This window comes from Flavobacterium tistrianum, assembly GCF_003254545.1.
GTDB lineage: Bacteria > Bacteroidota > Bacteroidia > Flavobacteriales > Flavobacteriaceae > Flavobacterium > Flavobacterium tistrianum.
This window is the reverse complement of the sequence record NZ_QJRH01000069.1, coordinates 143,233-161,047: the sequence shown is the minus strand read 5'-3', so window position 1 is coordinate 161,047 and position 17,815 is coordinate 143,233. Positions and strand designations below refer to the sequence as shown.

Annotated in this window: 17 protein-coding genes; 8 read left to right on the top strand and 9 right to left on the bottom strand. The window is 34.0% G+C overall.

The window, feature by feature from the left end:
* The first annotated feature begins 7 nt into the window (after nucleotides 1-7).
* Genes ccoG through DMB71_RS12695 form a run of 3 tightly spaced genes read left to right on the top strand, consistent with a single transcriptional unit; the run spans nucleotide 8 to nucleotide 2,596 of the window.
* Nucleotides 8-1,426, top strand: a complete 1,419-nt coding sequence (ccoG, locus tag DMB71_RS12705) for a cytochrome c oxidase accessory protein CcoG (RefSeq protein ID WP_111366640.1) — start codon at nucleotides 8-10, stop codon at nucleotides 1,424-1,426.
* A gap of 12 nt (nucleotides 1,427-1,438) precedes the next feature.
* Nucleotides 1,439-1,888 (top strand): FixH family protein, encoded by a 450-nt coding sequence (locus DMB71_RS12700; protein ID WP_111366638.1) that lies wholly within the window; start codon nucleotides 1,439-1,441, stop codon nucleotides 1,886-1,888.
* Nucleotides 1,889-1,894: 6 nt separating this feature from the next.
* Nucleotides 1,895-2,596: a sulfite exporter TauE/SafE family protein gene (locus DMB71_RS12695; protein ID WP_111366636.1), complete on the top strand. Its 702-nt coding sequence runs from the start codon at nucleotides 1,895-1,897 to the stop codon at nucleotides 2,594-2,596.
* Nucleotides 2,597-2,616: 20 nt separating this feature from the next.
* On the opposite strand, the gene hemN is transcribed toward DMB71_RS12695, so the two are convergent.
* The 7 genes from hemN to prfB form a co-directional block, all read right to left on the bottom strand.
* Nucleotides 2,617-3,981: an oxygen-independent coproporphyrinogen III oxidase gene (hemN, locus tag DMB71_RS12690; RefSeq protein ID WP_111366634.1), complete on the bottom strand. Its 1,365-nt coding sequence runs from the start codon at nucleotides 3,979-3,981 to the stop codon at nucleotides 2,617-2,619.
* 119 nt (nucleotides 3,982-4,100) lie between these two features.
* Entirely contained in the window at nucleotides 4,101-4,577 is a 477-nt protein-coding gene (locus DMB71_RS12685) for a hypothetical protein (protein ID WP_111366632.1), read from the bottom strand.
* A 105-nt stretch (nucleotides 4,578-4,682) separates the two neighbouring features.
* Nucleotides 4,683-5,030 carry a hypothetical protein gene (locus DMB71_RS12680; RefSeq protein WP_111366630.1) on the bottom strand — a complete coding sequence of 116 codons (348 nt, stop codon included), beginning with the start codon at nucleotides 5,028-5,030 and terminating at the stop codon, nucleotides 4,683-4,685.
* 97 nt (nucleotides 5,031-5,127) lie between these two features.
* Nucleotides 5,128-5,550 carry a DoxX family protein gene (locus tag DMB71_RS12675; RefSeq protein WP_111366628.1) on the bottom strand — a complete coding sequence of 141 codons (423 nt, stop codon included), beginning with the start codon at nucleotides 5,548-5,550 and terminating at the stop codon, nucleotides 5,128-5,130.
* Nucleotides 5,551-5,672: 122 nt separating this feature from the next.
* The gene (locus tag DMB71_RS12670) at nucleotides 5,673-7,301 is read right to left on the bottom strand and encodes an acyl-CoA carboxylase subunit beta (RefSeq protein WP_111366626.1); all 1,629 of its coding nucleotides are present in this window, start codon (nucleotides 7,299-7,301) and stop codon (nucleotides 5,673-5,675) included.
* 176 nt (nucleotides 7,302-7,477) lie between these two features.
* Nucleotides 7,478-7,924: a peptide-methionine (R)-S-oxide reductase MsrB gene (gene msrB / locus DMB71_RS12665; RefSeq protein ID WP_111366624.1), complete on the bottom strand. Its 447-nt coding sequence runs from the start codon at nucleotides 7,922-7,924 to the stop codon at nucleotides 7,478-7,480.
* Nucleotides 7,925-7,984: 60 nt separating this feature from the next.
* A protein-coding gene (gene prfB / locus DMB71_RS12660) for a peptide chain release factor 2 (protein ID WP_111366622.1) occupies nucleotides 7,985-9,083 on the bottom strand; the annotation gives its coding sequence in 2 pieces (ribosomal slippage) (nucleotides 7,985-9,019 and nucleotides 9,021-9,083; 1,098 coding nt in all).
* Nucleotides 9,084-9,235: 152 nt separating this feature from the next.
* Here prfB and DMB71_RS12655 point away from each other — a divergent pair.
* Nucleotides 9,236-10,255, top strand: coding sequence for a threonine aldolase family protein (locus DMB71_RS12655; protein ID WP_111366620.1), 1,020 nt, complete (start codon nucleotides 9,236-9,238; stop codon nucleotides 10,253-10,255).
* A 132-nt stretch (nucleotides 10,256-10,387) separates the two neighbouring features.
* Here the strand turns inward: DMB71_RS12655 and DMB71_RS12650 are convergent, their stop codons facing one another.
* On the bottom strand, nucleotides 10,388-10,708 hold the full coding sequence (locus DMB71_RS12650; RefSeq protein ID WP_008462685.1) for a YbaB/EbfC family nucleoid-associated protein: 321 nt from the start codon (nucleotides 10,706-10,708) through the stop codon (nucleotides 10,388-10,390).
* A gap of 69 nt (nucleotides 10,709-10,777) precedes the next feature.
* Between DMB71_RS12650 and DMB71_RS12645 the strand changes: the two genes are divergently transcribed.
* The 4 genes from DMB71_RS12645 (at nucleotide 10,778) to DMB71_RS12630 (ending at nucleotide 16,523) form a co-directional block, all read left to right on the top strand.
* A complete protein-coding gene (locus tag DMB71_RS12645; RefSeq protein ID WP_111366618.1) occupies nucleotides 10,778-12,913 on the top strand; it encodes a S9 family peptidase in 2,136 nt (711 codons plus the stop codon).
* A gap of 71 nt (nucleotides 12,914-12,984) precedes the next feature.
* Nucleotides 12,985-14,025, top strand: a complete 1,041-nt coding sequence (locus tag DMB71_RS12640) for a PLP-dependent cysteine synthase family protein (protein ID WP_111366616.1) — start codon at nucleotides 12,985-12,987, stop codon at nucleotides 14,023-14,025.
* 353 nt (nucleotides 14,026-14,378) lie between these two features.
* Nucleotides 14,379-15,275 (top strand): LamG domain-containing protein, encoded by an 897-nt coding sequence (locus tag DMB71_RS12635; protein ID WP_111366614.1) that lies wholly within the window; start codon nucleotides 14,379-14,381, stop codon nucleotides 15,273-15,275.
* Nucleotides 15,276-15,617: 342 nt separating this feature from the next.
* Complete coding sequence (locus tag DMB71_RS12630) at nucleotides 15,618-16,523, top strand: LamG domain-containing protein (RefSeq protein ID WP_204251790.1); 906 nt, start codon at nucleotides 15,618-15,620, stop codon at nucleotides 16,521-16,523.
* A gap of 481 nt (nucleotides 16,524-17,004) precedes the next feature.
* On the opposite strand, the gene DMB71_RS12620 is transcribed toward DMB71_RS12630, so the two are convergent.
* Nucleotides 17,005-17,718 (bottom strand): YebC/PmpR family DNA-binding transcriptional regulator, encoded by a 714-nt coding sequence (locus DMB71_RS12620; protein WP_012024626.1) that lies wholly within the window; start codon nucleotides 17,716-17,718, stop codon nucleotides 17,005-17,007.
* Nucleotides 17,719-17,815 lie beyond the last annotated feature (97 nt).

The window sequence follows — 17,815 nt, the reverse complement described above, 5'->3', positions numbered from 1 at the left end:
GAATATCATGTCAAATTTACCAGACGAAGCTTTTAGAAATACCATTGGAACAATAGATGAAGGTGGTAAGCGAAAATTTATATTTCCTAAAAAACCGTCTGGTAAATTTTATGATTATAGGAAAATTGTCAGCTATGTTTTGCTGGCAATTTTATTCATAAATCCGTTTATTAAAGTAAATGGGAACCAATTTATGATGTTCAATATTATGGAACGTCGTTTTAATATCTTTGGATTCCCTTTTTGGCCTCAGGATTTTTATCTCTTCGTAATTTCAATGCTTGTCGGCGTTGTATTTGTCATTTTATTTACGGTTGTTTTCGGAAGAATTTTTTGTGGCTGGATATGTCCGCAGACTATTTTCCTCGAAATGGTTTTCCGCCGCATCGAATATGCGATTGATGGAGACCGCGGTTCTCAGAGTCGTTTAGCAAAACAAGAATGGAATGCGGAGAAAATTAGAAAACGAGTTTTAAAATGGGCTATTTTCTTCTTAATCTCTTTTCTTATTGCCAATGTCTTTTTAGCTTATTTGGTTGGAAGCGATGCTTTGTTCTTAATGATTGAGCAAGGTCCAATTGCGCAAGCTAGTAATTTTATCGCACTGCTTATCTTTACTGGTGTTTTCTATTTTGTTTTTGTTTGGTTTCGTGAACAAGTTTGTATTATTGCTTGTCCATACGGAAGATTGCAAGGAGTTCTTTTAGATAATAAATCTATAAATGTTGCTTATGATTTTGTGCGAGGTGAAAAAGAAGAAGGACGCGCAAAATTCAAAAAAAATGAAGATAGAGCATTAACAGGAAAAGGAGATTGTATTGATTGTCTCCAATGCGTTCATGTTTGCCCAATGGGAATTGACATAAGAAACGGAACACAGCTAGAATGTACAAACTGTACAGCTTGTATCGACGAATGCGATCATATCATGGAATCTGTAGGATTGCCAAAAGGTCTTATCCGATACGCTTCTGAAGATGAAATTGCAAAAAAAGAACCTTTCAAGTTTACAGCAAGAATGAAAGGATATACAGCTGTTCTCTTCATTTTATTGAGTATTTTTGTTGGAATGCTGTTTTTGAGAACAGATGTACAGGCAGTAGTTTTACGCTTGCCTGGCCAGCTGTTCCAACATAATGGCGAAAAAATCAGTAATGTTTACACTTATAAAATTGTAAACAAAACAATGAAAGATTACAATGATATTCATTTCGAATTAATAAATCAAAAAGGAGAAATCAAAAATGTAGGGAAAAGACATTTTAAAGTTGCTAAAGAAGGAATTTCTCAAGGCACATTGTTTATCGAAATTGATGAAGTTCTACTCGAAAGCGATAAAACAAAAGTTAAAATTGGAGTTTATAATGGTTCTGAACTCCTTGAAACAACAACTACAAATTTCTTAGGGCCGCGAAGTTTTAATTAAAAATATAATATTATGAAGTTTAATTGGGGAACAGGAATTGTCATAGCATTCGCATTGTTTATGACGTTTATTTTATATTTTGTTTTTGAAGTGCAGTCAAATTCTAAATACGATAATGATTTGGTTGTTGAAGAATATTACAAACACGATACACATTTTCAGGAAGAGATGGCAAGAATTCAAAATGCACACGATTTGCAGCATAAACCATCAATTAAATATACTCCAGAAGGTGTGGCCGTGATTTTTCCAGCAGGATTTGAAAGTGACAAAGTGAAAGGAAATATCCAATTGTACAGACCTTCAAACAAAAAATTTGATTTTAATACTCAAATAGCTTTAACTAATTCAGAAATCATTATTCCACAGAAAAAATTAATAAAAGGGCGTTGGGATGTTAATATGGAATGGCAGTATGAAGGCAAAAAATATCTCACTAAAGAAGTTATTTACGTAAACTAAAACACGATGTTATTCTCTGCTTTCTTTTTGGGTTTAATCAGCAGTCTGCACTGTGTTGGAATGTGCGGGCCAATTGCCATGATGCTTCCCGTAGACAGGCAAAACGAAGCCAAAAAGGCAACACAGATTATTACCTATCATTTCGGACGATTAACAGCTTACGCTACAATCGGACTGATTTTTGGATTGTTAGGAAGAGGTTTTTTTCTGGCAGGATTACAGCAAAAAATGTCAATAATTATTGGTGTGATCATGATTATTGTGGTTTTAATTCCAGAGAAAAAATTTGCGCAATACAATTTTTCTAAACCTGTTTACAAAATCATTTCAAAAGTTAAAGCCAATCTTGGAAGTCAGTTTAAAAATAAGAGTTACAAATCTCTTTTTACAATTGGTCTTCTAAACGGTTTTTTACCTTGTGGAATGGTTTATGTTGCTTTATTTGGAGCAATTGCAATGCAAAGCGCAAATCTTGGAGTTCTTTATATGCTTTTGTTCGGAATTGGAACTATGCCATTAATGACGGTTGTAGTTTATGTCAACTCATTATTGAAATTGCCTTTCAGAAACAAAATCCAAAAGGCAATTCCGTATGTAGCAGTTATAATTGGTGTTTTATTTATCCTTCGCGGATTAGGATTGGGAATTCCATATATTTCTCCTTCAAATATGAGTCTTTTTGTGCAGCAGACTCCAAACTGCCATTAGAAAATATAATTTTAGATTTATTATACAGTCATCGAGAACAGATTTGTTTCCGGTGACTTTCTTTTTAGATGTAAATCAAATGCCATACAGATATTACGTACAAAAGGTCTTCCTTCTTCTGTAATCTTGATTTTATTATCTTCAATAATAATTAAATTATCATTTTCTATTTCTTTTAAAGCATTTAACACTTCAGGAAGTTCAGTGAAATTTAAAGATTCTGCAGTCCAGGAAGTTTCCAATTCGCAGGTTAAATTCAGAATATGTTTTCTAATAATAAGATCTTCATTATTTAAAATATGACCTTTTACAACAGGAAGTTTATCAGACTCTAAAATCTCGTAGTATTCCTCTAGGCTTTTTGTATTTTGAGCAAAACTATACCAGCTATCACTAATTGAAGAAACGCCTAAACCAATCATAACCTGAGTTTTAGAAGCGCTGTAGCCCATGAAATTTCTATGTAGATTTCCGTTGTGAGCCGCTTTGTATAAACTGTCACCAGCTAATGCAAAATGATCCATACCAATTTCGTGATAACCGTTCTGAATAAGAAGTTTTTTACCTATTTCATACAGTTTTCTCTTTTCGGCATCTTTTGGCAGATTCTCATCATTAAAACCGCGCTGTCCGTTTCCTTTTATCCAAGGCACATGTGCATAGCTATAAAATGCCAATCTATCTGGTTTTAATGAATTGGTTTTTTCTACCGTATCAACTACATCTTCGATAGTTTGAAAAGGAAGCCCAAAAATAATATCGTGACCAATTGAAGTATAGCCAATTTCTTTTGCCCAAAAAGTTACTTTGGCTACATTATGAAAAGGTTGAATTCTGTTGATTGCTTTTTGAACTGTAGGAGAATAATCTTGCACGCCAAAACTTACTCTGCGAAAGCCTAAATCGTATAGTTTTTTAAGCTGTTCGTGAGTTGTGTTATTTGGATGTCCTTCAAAACTAAATTCGTGATTTTCTGCTTTTACAGCATAATCAAAAATCCCGTTAATAAGACATTCTAGATTTTCTTTTGAAAAGAATGTAGGAGTTCCTCCGCCCAAGTGAATTTCTTTAATTACGGGTTTTTCGGGAAGCAAATCACAATACATTTTCCATTCTTTCAGAACTGCCTGAATGTATTTTTCTTCTACTGAGTGATTTTTTGTAATGCGTTTATTGCATCCGCAAAAAGTGCACATGCTTTCACAGAAAGGTAGGTGGATGTATAAACTTATTCCGTTTTTTGAATTGCTTTCAGAAAATGACTGCTTTAAAGTAGTAATCCATTTTTCTGAAGTAAAGTCTGCTTCATTCCAATATGGAACTGTAGGGTAACTAGTATATCTTGGACCTGGGACATTATACTTTTGAGTCAAAGAAATTTTCATAATGACGGATTTAGTTTACATCAAAATTAAAACTTCAAGCCAAGACATAAAATGACAAATATCATGTAAGGAGCAAAAAAAAGAGGCCTATAATAGAACCTCTTTTCTGAATTAAATAACTAACGTGATATAGAATCTTGGATGATTTTAAGCCATTTTTTCGCAAACTGATGATCTTGATAGACGCTAATCTGTTTGATGCGGTCATCGTCAAAATCATAGAATGGAATTATTATTTTTTTACCAGTTTCTTTTTCTTGAAAATCAAAGTCAATTTTAACAATAGTATCAGAACCAGAATCTGTTGTTGGAATTAATTTGCATGAAGCAATTGTATTTAAATCGACATATATTGATTCTTGCTGATTTGGATTGAAATTCATCAAAATAAACTTATTGTTTTTCTGATCAATTGTCAAAGTTTTATTGTTGATTGATTCTGTTAAATCAAAATCTTCTGGATGATTTGGATTGAATCTTTTTTTGATGTTTAAAATTCTTGATTTGCTAGCTGCTGATGAACGCGCAGAAAAATAGATTGGGATAGCAACAATAATTAAAATCACAATACCCATTATTGTGGTAGTAGTTTCCATGATGTTTTTAATGTAATAAATAAATGATATGCAAAACAGTTTTCAGTTTGAAAACGGCTAAGTAAGTGCTGAAGAGATAATTCTTCTAAAAAATCAAGTATTTATTTACCAGAAAAAATGGAAAGCATAGAGTATGACTGAAACCTTTTTACTTTGAGTAGTAAATAGTTTAGTATATGCTGTAGTGTGTGCAACGGTTTGATGCTGTGGAACAAGCGGTAAAAGGTTGTCAAAACATTTAATTATTCCGGTAGGATTTGTTTTGATGTTTGCTGCAAACTGATAACTTCCCTGTGGTTGTATAAATGCAGACGAATCAGGAATGTCTTTACAGAAGTTGGTGTCGGATTTTTCCGTTTCAATTACGTGTATAGAAGCTTGGTCTGCCTGATAAGCAAACAGCCCTGCAAGTATAAGTGTAATAAGAATAACGGTTTTACGAATCCAATTCATGTCGGCGAATTTAAGTCATAAAACGCAATTAAAGAAATTTTATAGAATTAATTAACACTCAAAAAAAAGTCCTCAGCGTAACTGAGGACTTATGAGGTTATTGTTGCATTTTAAAATAATAATCTGCGGAATGTTTGCCACTTCCATAAAATAGAAAGAATAAGCAGACTAATAAAACGACTATTGCTAAAACTAAACTTTCAGAATGCATTCTTCCCATAGAGTTGACAAGAACTGCACCAAATAAAATGGGTAATTGAGCAGCGATTGCCCATCTGGTCAAAAGCCCAAAAATAATCATTATACCACCAATCATGTGGGCAGGAGCAATGTAATGCAGCATAAACATGCCTCCGCCATACTTATCGATAGGGGAAATCAAATCATGCAGGTATTGAACATTGGTGACGAAAGAGACACCTTTCATAAATAAAAATCCACCCAAAACAATACGTACTAAATCAACTGGTAAATAAGTGTGCGAATTTGCCCATTTATTCAAACTTTTTACATTTTCCATGATGTTGTGTGATTAAAAATTACATACTAAGTTACTAATTTTTAGTGATATATGTATTTTTAATAAATGAAAAATAAGTTTTTTGCTTTTTATTTAACGTATTGCTGCCAATTCTTAAATCATTAAACCTGAATGACTCCTAAATTGAATGGTTTTTGAATAGGAGCGTGGTTTGCAGCCTCAATTCCTATTGAAATCCAATTACGCGTCTCAAGCGGGTCAATGATTGCATCCGTCCAAAGTCTTGAAGCAGCATAGTAAGGTGATGTCTGCTCATCATAACGTGCTTTTATTTTATCGAATAATTCGGTTTCTTTTGCTTCATCAACAGTTTCTCCTTTCGCTTTAAGCGAAGAAGCTTCAATTTGCGCTAAAACTTTTGCTGCTTGAGTTCCGCCCATAACAGCAAGTTCGGCACTTGGCCAAGCAAATATTAATCTAGGATCGTATGCTTTTCCGCACATGGCGTAATTTCCTGCACCATACGAATTCCCGACAATTACAGTAAATTTAGGAACAACAGAATTACTTACGGCATTTACCATTTTGGCACCATCTTTAATAATTCCGCCGTGTTCTGATTTTGAACCTACCATAAAACCTGTTACGTCTTGTAAAAATACCAACGGAATCTTTTTCTGATTGCAATTGGCAATAAAACGAGTTGCCTTGTCAGCGCTATCAGAATAAATAACGCCTCCAAACTGCATTTCACCTTTTTTGGTTTTTACCACTTTTCTTTGATTGGCAACAATTCCAACAGCCCAACCATCAATTCTGGCATAACCTGTTATTAGAGATTGTCCATAGCCTTCTTTGTAAGCTTCAAATTCAGAATTATCTACCAAACGTTTGATAATTTCCAACATATCATATTGCTCGGTTCTGGCTTTTGGAAGAATTCCGTAAATCTCATTTGGATCTAGAGCTGGTTTTTCGGCTTTGATTCTGCTGTAACCAGCTTTTTCAAAGTCACCAATTTTATCTACAATATTTTTGATTTTATCTAAAGCGTCTTTGTCGTCTTTAGCTTTATAATCGGTAACACCTGAAATTTCACAGTGAGTTGTTGCTCCGCCAAGAGTTTCGTTGTCGATTGTTTCGCCAATTGCGGCTTTTACTAAATAACTTCCTGCAAGGAAAATACTCCCTGTTTTGTCTACAATTAGAGCTTCATCGCTCATAATTGGAAGATAAGCGCCTCCAGCAACACAGCTTCCCATAACAGCAGCAATTTGAGTAATTCCCATGCTGCTCATTTGAGCATTGTTTCTAAAGATACGTCCGAAATGTTCTTTGTCAGGGAAAATTTCATCCTGCATTGGCAAATAAACTCCTGCGCTATCTACAAGATAAATAATTGGGAGTCGGTTTTCCATTGCTATTTCCTGTGCGCGAAGGTTTTTCTTTCCCGTTATCGGAAACCAGGCTCCAGCTTTTACTGTAGCATCATTGGCAACCACTATACATTGCTTTCCTCTGATGTAGCCAATTTTTACCACAACACCTCCCGAAGGACATCCGCCGTGTTCTGGATACATTCCTTCGCCAGCAAAACCTCCAATTTCAATACTTTTAGAATTTTCATCCAATAAATAAGCAATTCTTTCGCGAGCGGTCATTTTGCCTTCAGCATGTAGTTTTTCGATTCTTTTTTCGCCTCCGCCTAATTTCACTTTGGCAAATTTTTGTTTTAATTCAGAAAGAAGTAATTTATTGTGATCTTCGTTTTTATTGAAGTTTAAATCCATGATATAGTATTGATTTGATAAAATAGTGTTGGCTAATTTACAAAATCAATTGAAATAAAACGAATGTGAGATTAGTTCTCAATTTTAAAATTTTGAAAAAAAATAGAGAGTTAAAAATAAAAATCGGCTCATTTTGCAAACAAACGAGCCGATTTTTTAATATTAGAAAATAGAAACTATTCTTTTACTTTATTCAAAGAAAGTGCATTAATGCAGTAACGCAATCCACTTGGTGGTGGACCATCGGGGAAAATATGTCCTAAATGCGAGTCACAAACATTACAAGTTACCTCAACACGAATCATTCCGTGCGATCTGTCGGCATGATATCCAACTGCATTTTCTTTTACAGGTTGAGTAAAAGACGGCCATCCTGTTCCAGATTCAAACTTCTCGCTTGCATCAAACAATAAAGTGCCACAGCATTTGCATTCATAAATTCCTGGCTCGAATAAACTGCACATTTCTGAGCTAAAAGATCTTTCAGTTCCTTTTAAACGAGTTACCTGAAATTCTTCTGGAGTTAAAAGCTGTTTCCATTCTTCCTCCGTTTTCTCCACTCTTTTGTCTGGAGTTGGATTCCCTTTATTTGTAAAATGAATTACATCTGCCCATTTTATCATAACTTTTTCTTTTTAGTGAATGTTTCAGGTTTCAAGTTTCAGGTTTACTGTGACTGATTTCTATTCTTCTTCTTTCTGTCCCATCATCATCAGATAGGCTTTAAGGAAAGGATCGATATTTCCGTTCATTACACCGTCAACATCGCTGGTTTCGTAACCTGTGCGAACGTCTTTGACTAATTTATAAGGTTGCATCACGTAATTACGAATCTGCGAACCCCATTCGATTTTCATTTTTCCAGCTTCAATATCAGCACGTTGCGCTTGCTGTTTCTTCAATTCGATTTCGTACAATTGAGAACGAAGCATCTGCATAGCACGCTGTCTGTTATCTTGTTGAGAACGAGTTTCAGAACATTGAATCTGAATTCCAGTAGGCTTGTGAACCAATTGAACTTTAGTTTCAACCTTATTTACGTTTTGTCCTCCAGCACCACTCGAACGAGAAGTGGTAATTTCGATATCGGCAGGGTTAATGTCGATTTCGATACTGTCATCAACCAATGGATAAACGTAAACTGATACGAAAGAAGTATGACGTTTAGCATTACTGTCAAAAGGCGAAATACGTACCAAACGGTGAACTCCATTTTCTCCTTTTAGATATCCAAAAGAATAATCTCCTTCGAATTCTAAAGTTACGGTTTTAATTCCGGCAACATCGCCTTCTTGAAAGTTAAGTTCTTTGATTTTGTAACCATAACTTTCTCCCCACATCATGTACATACGCATCAGCATTCCTGCCCAGTCACAGCTTTCAGTTCCTCCAGCACCGGCTGTAATTTGAACTACGGCGCTTAGACTGTCGCCTTCGTCAGAAAGCATGTTTTTGAATTCGATGTTTTCAATATGTGCTTGCGCGGCATTGTATTGTTCATCTAATTCATCTACAGAAAGTTCGCCTTCTTTATAAAAATCATAAGCAAGCTGTAACTCTTCTGTAAGAGAGACTGCTTTATCATAATCTTCAATCCATTTTTTCTTGTTTCGAAGATTTTTTACAATGTTTTCTGCTTCTTTTGGATTGTTCCAAAAGTCAGGGGCAAAAGTTTTTTCTTCTTCGTTTGCAATTTCGATTAGCTTGGCATCAACGTCAAAGATACCTCCTCAACGCACCAAGGCGCTCCACAATACCTTTTACTTGTTCGGCTGTTGTCATAAATTAATTAATAGGTTTTTATATGTTTTTTAGAATTATTACGTTAATTTGGTCTAGAGAAACCAGCGAGTTAAATTTTACCAAAACTTGCTGAGAATAACTATAAGTAATACGTAATTTTGCATACAAAAATAAGATATAGTTTTTAGAATATGGAAATAAATTTAATCAGCGATACCATAACAAAGCCTACTTATGAAATGCTGCAGTATATGTTTAACGCCCACGTTGGCGATGACGTATACAAACAGGACCCAACGGTGATTGAATTGGAAAATAGAACAGCAGAGTTTTTTGGTATGGAAGCTGGACTTTTCTTTCCGTCTGGAACTATGGCAAACCAGACTGCAATAAAACTGCATACGCAGCCTGGCGAACAGCTAATAGCTGACAAATACGCTCACGTTTACCATTATGAAGGAGGAGGAGTTTCTTTTAACAGCGGTGTTTCGTGCTGTCTTTTGGATGGAAATCGAGGTATGATAACAGCTGCGCAAGTTAAAGCAGCAATAAACGATCCAGAGTTTTATCATAGTCCGTTAACGAGTTTGGTTTGTGTTGAAAATACAACCAATAAAGGCGGCGGCGCGTGTTACGAATTGGAAGATTTAAGAGAAATAAAAAAGGTTTGCGATGCTCATAATTTGAAGTTTCATTTAGATGGAGCAAGGATTTGGAATGCATTAGTGGCTAAAAGACAAAATCCTAGAGAGTTCGGAGCTATTTTCGATACTATTTCAGTTTGTTTATCAAAAGGATTAGGTGCTCCAATTGGTTCTGTATTGCTTGGAAGTAAAGCTGATATTCACAGAGCGTTGAGAATCAGAAAGATATTGGGTGGGGGGATGCGTCAAGTTGGTTATTTGGCTGCGGCAGGATTATATGCTTTGGCTCATAATATTGAAAGATTGGCTGAAGACCACCGCAGAGCAAAAGAAATTGCCAAAATCTTAAGCACAAAACCTTGGATTGCGTCAATTGAACCTGTAGAAACTAATATCTTGATTTTTTCGCTTGCAGAAGGCTACAGCGATCAATTATTAATTGAGAAATTAAAACAGAAAAATATATTAATAAGTTCGCTTGGACACAACAAACTTAGAATCGTAACACATTTAGACTATAAGGAAGTAATGCATACATATGTTTTAGAAACGCTTTTGAAGTTTTGAAAGAAAGGTTCAAAGCTGCAAAGGTTCAGAGGAACAAAGGTTAAAAAAAAGAGGATGTTAAAACATCCTCTTTTTTTGTGGCAAAGAAAGAAAACCTTTGAACCTTTGTCACTCTGAACCTTTGTTTCTATTTTATTTAAACAAATTATCCATTCCAGGAATAGAAGGCATGTCCATTCTTGCAACAGCATCTAATTCTCTTTCGTTTACACTTGTTGCTTTTTCTATAGCTTTATTTAGCGTTACAATTAAGTAATCTTCTAGTTGCTCCTTATCTTCTAAAAGAGAATCGTCAATAGAAAGAGATTTTATTTTTCTGCTTGCTGTAATAGTAACTTTTAATAATCCGTCAGCGCTTTGTTCATCAATCAAAACAGTATCTAAACGCTTTTTTGTATCTTCAATTTTTTGTTGGGTTTCTTTAAGTTTACCCATCATTCCCATTAAATCCATTTTTGTTGATTTTTTAAATTATTTCAGACAAAATTAGTATATTGCTGTGTTAATTCAATAGAATATTTTATGAAAAAATTAATTTTGTTCTGTTGGGTTTGTGCTATTTTTGCGTCTTCATATTTAAAAATTAATGCTCAATCAATGCAAAATGATATATCGGCCCCAAAGGCTAAAATAATTCCAAAGACATTAAAAAAACATAAAGAATCTAGAGTTGACAACTATTTCTGGCTTAATGACAGAGAAAATCCAGAAGTAATAGATTATTTAAATCAAGAGAATGCTTATTACGAAAGCATGACTGCCCATACTCAAAATTTGAAAGATAATCTATTTGAAGAAATGAAAGGCAGAATTAAAGAAGACGATTCTTCGGTTCCTTATTTCTACAATGGATATTTTTACATTACCCGTTTTGAAACAGGTCAAGATTATCCAATTTTCGCTCGAAAAAAGGGAAGTCTTTCTGCAGATGAAGAAATTCTTTTTGACTGTAACGAAATGGCAAAAGGGCATGCTTATTTCAAATTGGGAGGTTTAAGCATTAGTCCAGATAACAAATTTGCTAGTTTTGGAGTAGATATCGTTGGAAGAAGAATCTATACAATTCAAATAAAAAACTTAGAAACAGGCGAAATCTTAGCTGATAAAATAGAAAATGTTACAGGAGCTTCTGTTTGGGCAAATGATAATAATACTATATTTTATGTAAGACAAGATCAGGTGACATTAAGAGCTGATAAAGTTTTCAGACATAAATTAAACACAAAATCTGAAAAAGATGCTTTAGTTTATGATGAAACAGATGACACTTTTAATGTGTCAATCAGTAAAGAAAAATCAAGAAAGTATATTGTTATTGGTTCTGGAAGCACTTTGACGACAGAATATAGAATTTTGAATTCTAATAATCCAGATGGAGAATTTACTGTTTTCCAGCCACGTGTTCGCGGATTAGAATATAGCATTTCTCATTACGAAGATTCTTTTTATGTTTTGACTAATAAAGATAAGGCGACTAATTTTAAATTAATGAAAACGCCAGAAGCCAAAACGGGAAAGAAAAACTGGGTAGATCTTATTCCACATAGAGAAGATGTTTTATTAGAAGATATCGAGATTTTTAAGAACTATTTGGTTGTTGAAGAACGCTCTAACGGATTGAATCATATAAGAATCATGCCTTGGAATGGCGAACCAGATTATTATCTTCCTTTTGGCAGTGAAACGTATAATGCGTACACTACAACCAATGTTGATTTTGATACCGATATTTTGCGTTATAGCTATCAATCATTAGCAACTCCGTCTTCTGTAATTGATTTTAATATGAAGACTAAAACTAAAGAAATCTTAAAAGAACAGCAGGTTTTAGGAGGAAAGTTTGATAAAGAGAATTATATAGAGGAGAGAGTTTGGGCAACTGCTAGAGATGGAGTAAAGGTGCCAATTTCTATGGTTTACCGAAAAGGATTAGAGAAAAATGGAAAAAATCCGTTATTGCTTTATGCGTATGGCTCTTACGGAATTACAATGGATACTTATTTTTCTTCAACAAGATTATCGCTTCTAGACCGCGGATTTGTTTACGCAATTGCGCATATTAGAGGAGGTGAAGACTTAGGAAGACAATGGTATGAGGACGGAAAACTGTTAAAAAAGAAAAATACCTTTACAGATTTCATCGATTGCTCTAAATTTGTAATAGACCAAAAGTACACTTCTCCTGAACATCTGTATGCTGAAGGAGGGTCTGCCGGAGGACTTTTGATGGGAGTTATCGTGAATGAAGCTCCTGAATTGTATAATGGCGTTATCGCTCAGGTGCCTTTTGTAGACGTAATTACTACGATGCTAGATGATAGTATTCCGCTTACAACTGGAGAGTATGACGAATGGGGAAACCCAAACAATAAAAAATATTACGATTATATGTTGTCGTATTCGCCTTACGATAATGTAAAAGCACAGGAATATCCTAATATGTATGTATCTACCGGCTTACATGATTCGCAGGTACAATACTGGGAGCCAGCTAAATGGGTTGCGAAATTGAGGGAATTAAAAACAAATAATAAAATTTTGTTTTTAGATACCAACATGGATGCAGGTCATGGCGGGGCTTCGGGACGTTTTGAGGCTTTAAAAGACTTAGCAAAAGAATTTAGTTTTTTATTAGATTTGGAAAAAATTAAAAGCTAATTAGAAATTTTTTGTTAAATTTGCAACCTATCAAGGTTAATTTAAAAAGACCTTTGATTAACTATTTTTTTATGAAAGAAGAAATAAGCGCTTATAATAATGTTTTAGAGTTAATAGGAAACACCCCTCTTATTAAACTAAATAAAATCACCGAAGAGTTAGAAGGAAATTTCTACGCAAAGGTAGAAGCTTTCAATCCAGGTCATTCCTCAAAAGATAGAATAGCATTATATATTATTGAAGAAGCAGAGAGAAAAGGAATTCTATCACCAGGAGATACCATTATCGAAACTACCTCTGGTAACACAGGATTTAGTTTAGCAATGGTAAGCATTATTAAAGGTTACAATTGTATTTTGGCTGTAAGCTCAAAATCATCTAAGGATAAAATTGACATGTTGAGAAGTTTAGGCGCCAAAGTGTATGTCTGTCCGGCTCACGTTTCTGCAGATGATGAAAGATCTTATTATAATGTAGCCAAACGTTTGCACGAAGAGACAAAAGGATCAGTCTATATTAATCAATATTTCAACCAGCTAAATATTGATGCCCACTACAACACTACAGGTCCAGAGATTTGGGAACAAACAAAAGGACAAATCACGCACTTAGTTGCTTGCAGCGGAACAGGAGGAACTATCTCTGGAACTGCAAAATTCTTAAAAGAAAAAAATCCAAATATTAGAATCTTAGGAGTTGATGCTTTTGGATCTGTATTGAAAAAATACCATGAGACAAGAGAATTTGACAGCAAAGAAATTTACCCTTACCGTATAGAAGGTCTTGGTAAAAACTTAATTCCATCGGCAACCGATTTTGATATTATTGATAAATTCATGAAAGTAACCGACGAGGAAAGCGCTCACTCTGCTAGAGAGGTTACCAGAAAAGAAGGTTTATTTGTTGGGTATACTTCTGGTGCAGTAATGCAGGCTATTAAACAATATGCTGAAGAAGGAGAATTTACAAAAGACAGTAATATTATTGCTATTTTCCCAGATCATGGTTCTCGTTACATGAGTAAAGTATTCAGCGATGACTGGATGAACGAGCAAGGCTTCTTTGATAGTGTTAATGAAGAAGAAGCTCAAAAAATTGAATTCGTAAAGTAATAAAAGTACTTTTCAAAATATAAAGACTCCATTTGTTTTTCGAATGGAGTTTTTTTTTTTTTTTTTTTTTTCTAACTTTTCTCGGTGATAAATTTTGTAAAAGTTAAAATTTATTATTTTGATGAATATACTGTGTTTATACGTAGGAAAATATAATTTTATTTGCTTTTATTGTAATATTTTAATAAAACTTTTGAGTTTTTAAAAATGTTTTTATCATCAAAATCCAGGAAAAACGTTGTTTAAACGATTTTTTAGGCACTTTATCGGGAATTTTTTCTTTAAAAATCATAATGGTCTAGTTTTGAGATGTTAAGATAACGAAAGTTGTTTAATCCCTAAAATCTATTACTATGAAAAAATTACTACTAACAGTTTTGTTTGTAAGTTTTTTGAATGTGAATGCACAAACACCGATTCAGGAATTTAACTTTAATGGTACTTTAAACAATACGGCAAATACAATTTCATTTATTGGAACCAATAATTTTGTAGCAGATAGAGCTGGAGCCTTAAAAGGAGCTCAGCGACTAAACAATAAAGCTTTAGAAGCAGTAATCGATAATCTGCCTCAAGGAAAAAGCGCAAGAACAATTAGTATTTGGGTTAAATTCAATGATATTTCAAATGCAAATTATATTTGGGGATACGGAAATCCTTTAAATGCTCAGTATTGCGGTTTATTGCAGCAAGGAACAGCTTCTTCCAACTCTGATTTAAGTTTAGCAGCTTGGGGCGCTTCTAATGATATTATAGTATCTACACCACTTGAAAAGAATGTTTGGTACAATTATGCGATTACATATGAAGGCACTACTTCTAAAATATATCGAGATGGTAAATTATTAAAGTACTCGGAAGGTATGGTGAAATCTACAAATGGAAACATTTTTAGATTGGGAGAAATCAATACAATGGTTGGAATAAATGCTGATATAGATGATTTAAAGATTTATAATGTTGCTTTGACTCTAGAGCAGGTAAATGAATTATACGAGACCGAAAAGCCGTCTAATTTGCTTACAGCGACAGTTGCTGAGGCTATAACGGCAAAAACAGCAGTGAAAGCGAAAACAAGTCAAACTATTATTACCTCTGGAGATGTAAACGGAACCACAAAAAGTATTGAAGTTTATTCGCAAGGGCAAAAAATAGTGGGAAGTAATGCAACGAATTTAATCGATCTTCCAGAGGGGACATATTTATTAAAAATTACCAGTACTCCATCTAAAAAAATTACCTCAAAATAAATAGTTTTTTAGTTTACTTTTTAAATGTTAGTTAGTTTTTTATTGCGCAAGCAATTGGGTTTTTGGAATAGTAAGGAAAGCTTTCTGTGTTCAGGAGGCTTTTTTTAATTTCCATCAAAAATAGTTTTGAAATGCGCAAAAAGGATAATATTTCTATCATCAAAGTGTTTTTGTGAGAATTGTGTATTTGTATGTAGGAATCGTTTGGATATGTTGAATTAAAATTATAGTTTTAACAAAATTTTTGAAAATAATAAATGATTTTTTGAATTTGCAGAATCTGTATTTTACAATCAACTACTAGTTGCCTTAACCCCAAGTCACTCTCATAAATCTATGCCTATGAAAAAAATATTACTCACTTTATTGTTTGTAAATTTTTTAACTGCTAATGCGCAAAATCCCGTGCAGGAATTTAATTTCAATGGTAATCTTAACAGCGCCGACAATAGCATTTCATTTGTTGGAACTCCGCTTTATGTGAATGACAGAATGGGAACACCAAGAGGAGCTTTAAGATTAGTTAATAAATCTTTACAGGCTGTTGTTGGTGAGCTTCCGCAAGATAATAAACCAAGGACGATATCAGTTTGGGTAAAATTTAATGCCATAAATATTCCTAATTATATTTTAGGTTATGGAGCTGCAGTAAACGGGCAATATTTTGGTTTAGTTCAGCAACCCGTAAGTGGAGGAAGTTCAGATTTAAGCCTAGTAGGGTGGGGAGATAACAACAATGTAATTGTATCAGTTCCTCTTGTTAAAGAAACCTGGTATATGTATAGTGTTACTTACGATGGTAATGTCTCAAAAATTTACCGTAACGGTGAATTGTTAAAAACGGCTAACGGGATTCAACGTTCAGCGAAAGGCTATATTTTAAATCTAGGGAGATTAAATACCTCAATGAGTATCAACGCAGATATTGATGATTTAAGACTATATAGTGTTGCTATGACTGATGAACAGGTTAGAGAAGCATACAATAGCTCGAAACCAAATGGCGGGACAGTAACTGAAACAACTGTTACAAATTCGTCACCTTTAAGTGCTTCAAAAAAAACTGTTGCTGTAGCTGCAAAACCTTCAGCACCTGCGGACAACACTGTTGAAACAAATAAAACTGGTAAAAAGATTGAAGTTTTCTCACAAGGAAGACAAATAATGAGTGCTAATGCTTCTAACATTACGGATTTACCTGAAGGAACTTATTTAATTAAGGTTATTAATACGAATGCTAAAAAGTAGAGTTCTTATCTGTTTATAATACCACAAAAGCCTTCTGGAATTTTCAGAAGGCTTGTGTTTGTTATCTTTTTTTCTGTTGACCGGGAGCATATGCTTTGGCGCTTTGGTCTCCATTCATTTTTTTTGCTTGTCCTGGCGGTATTTTTTTTCCCGGAGCAGGGTGATGATGATGGTCGTGAGTGTGTACATGAGTACTGCAGCTGATTACGCTTAGCACTAAGAACAAAAGAACCAGTGCTACTACCGCAATTCGAGTGATTTTTGATGTTTGCATTTTTAGTTTTAATTTTATTTGAGGTGTTGCAAATATAATCGAAATGTTATCTTTAGAAGTGTTTAATCTTATTTTAAAATGAATTCAAATAATATTTTCGTTTTCGTTTCAAAATAGTTGTTTTGAAGTTTTTTAAGTAAACTTTTCAAAAACAAAAAAGCTCCAGAAAAATCCAGAGCTTTTTTTAAGATATATTTTATAGAAAGACTATTCTTCTTTCATGGTATGATAAACGTTCATTACGTCATCATCTTCTTCTATTTTTTCGATCAATTTCTCAACGTCAGCGATTTGAGCTTCGGTTAATTCTTTAGTAATTTGCGGAATACGCTCAAAACCAGAAGAAAGGATTTCAAGACCTCTGTTTTCTAATTCTTTTTGCAAAGCACCAAAACTTCCAAAAGGAGCATAGATTAAGATTCCGTCTTCATCTTCAAAAACCTCTTCAGCACCAAAATCAATTAATTCTAGTTCTAATTCCTCAGCATCGATACCATCTTTTGCAATTCTGAAGTTGCAAGTGTGGTCAAACATAAACTCAACAGAACCTTGAGTTCCCATTGTTCCGTTGCATTTGTTGAAATAACTACGAATGTTTGCTACAGTTCTGTTATTGTTATCAGAAGCAGTTTCAATTAAAATAGCAATTCCGTGAGGAGCATATCCTTCAAACAAAATTTCCTTATAGTTGGCAGTATCTTTATTACTTGCATTTTTAATAGCGCGCTCCACATTGTCCTTAGGCATGTTTGCGGCTTTTGCATTTTGAATAACAGCTCTTAATCTAGAATTGGCGTCTGGGTTTGGTCCGCCTTCTTTAACAGCCATTACGATATCTTTACCAATTCTGGTAAATGTTTTGGCCATTGCTGACCAACGTTTCATTTTTCTTCCTTTTCTAAATTCGAACGCTCTTCCCATTTCTAATTTTTAGTTTTGTGATGCAAAAATACGGTTTTCCTAATTTTTACAAAAACAAAATTGTTCTTTTTTGTTTCAGGTTTCAAGTTTCAAGTTG

Bases quoted from the DNA above. Each gene is read 5' to 3' on its own strand.
- ccoG (WP_111366640.1), top strand. From the start codon at position 8: ATGTCAAATTTACCAGACGAAGCTTTTAGAAATACCATTGGAACAATA.
- DMB71_RS12700 (WP_111366638.1), top strand. From the start codon at position 1,439: ATGAAGTTTAATTGGGGAACAGGAATTGTCATAGCATTCGCATTGTTT.
- DMB71_RS12695 (WP_111366636.1), top strand. From the start codon at position 1,895: ATGTTATTCTCTGCTTTCTTTTTGGGTTTAATCAGCAGTCTGCACTGT.
- hemN (WP_111366634.1), bottom strand. From the start codon at position 3,981: ATGAAAATTTCTTTGACTCAAAAGTATAATGTCCCAGGTCCAAGATAT.
- DMB71_RS12685 (WP_111366632.1), bottom strand. From the start codon at position 4,577: ATGGAAACTACTACCACAATAATGGGTATTGTGATTTTAATTATTGTT.
- DMB71_RS12680 (WP_111366630.1), bottom strand. From the start codon at position 5,030: ATGAATTGGATTCGTAAAACCGTTATTCTTATTACACTTATACTTGCA.
- DMB71_RS12675 (WP_111366628.1), bottom strand. From the start codon at position 5,550: ATGGAAAATGTAAAAAGTTTGAATAAATGGGCAAATTCGCACACTTAT.
- DMB71_RS12670 (WP_111366626.1), bottom strand. From the start codon at position 7,301: ATGGATTTAAACTTCAATAAAAACGAAGATCACAATAAATTACTTCTT.
- msrB (WP_111366624.1), bottom strand. From the start codon at position 7,924: ATGATAAAATGGGCAGATGTAATTCATTTTACAAATAAAGGGAATCCA.
- DMB71_RS12655 (WP_111366620.1), top strand. From the start codon at position 9,236: ATGGAAATAAATTTAATCAGCGATACCATAACAAAGCCTACTTATGAA.
- DMB71_RS12650 (WP_008462685.1), bottom strand. From the start codon at position 10,708: ATGGATTTAATGGGAATGATGGGTAAACTTAAAGAAACCCAACAAAAA.
- DMB71_RS12645 (WP_111366618.1), top strand. From the start codon at position 10,778: ATGAAAAAATTAATTTTGTTCTGTTGGGTTTGTGCTATTTTTGCGTCT.
- DMB71_RS12640 (WP_111366616.1), top strand. From the start codon at position 12,985: ATGAAAGAAGAAATAAGCGCTTATAATAATGTTTTAGAGTTAATAGGA.
- DMB71_RS12635 (WP_111366614.1), top strand. From the start codon at position 14,379: ATGAAAAAATTACTACTAACAGTTTTGTTTGTAAGTTTTTTGAATGTG.
- DMB71_RS12630 (WP_204251790.1), top strand. From the start codon at position 15,618: ATGAAAAAAATATTACTCACTTTATTGTTTGTAAATTTTTTAACTGCT.
- DMB71_RS12620 (WP_012024626.1), bottom strand. From the start codon at position 17,718: ATGGGAAGAGCGTTCGAATTTAGAAAAGGAAGAAAAATGAAACGTTGG.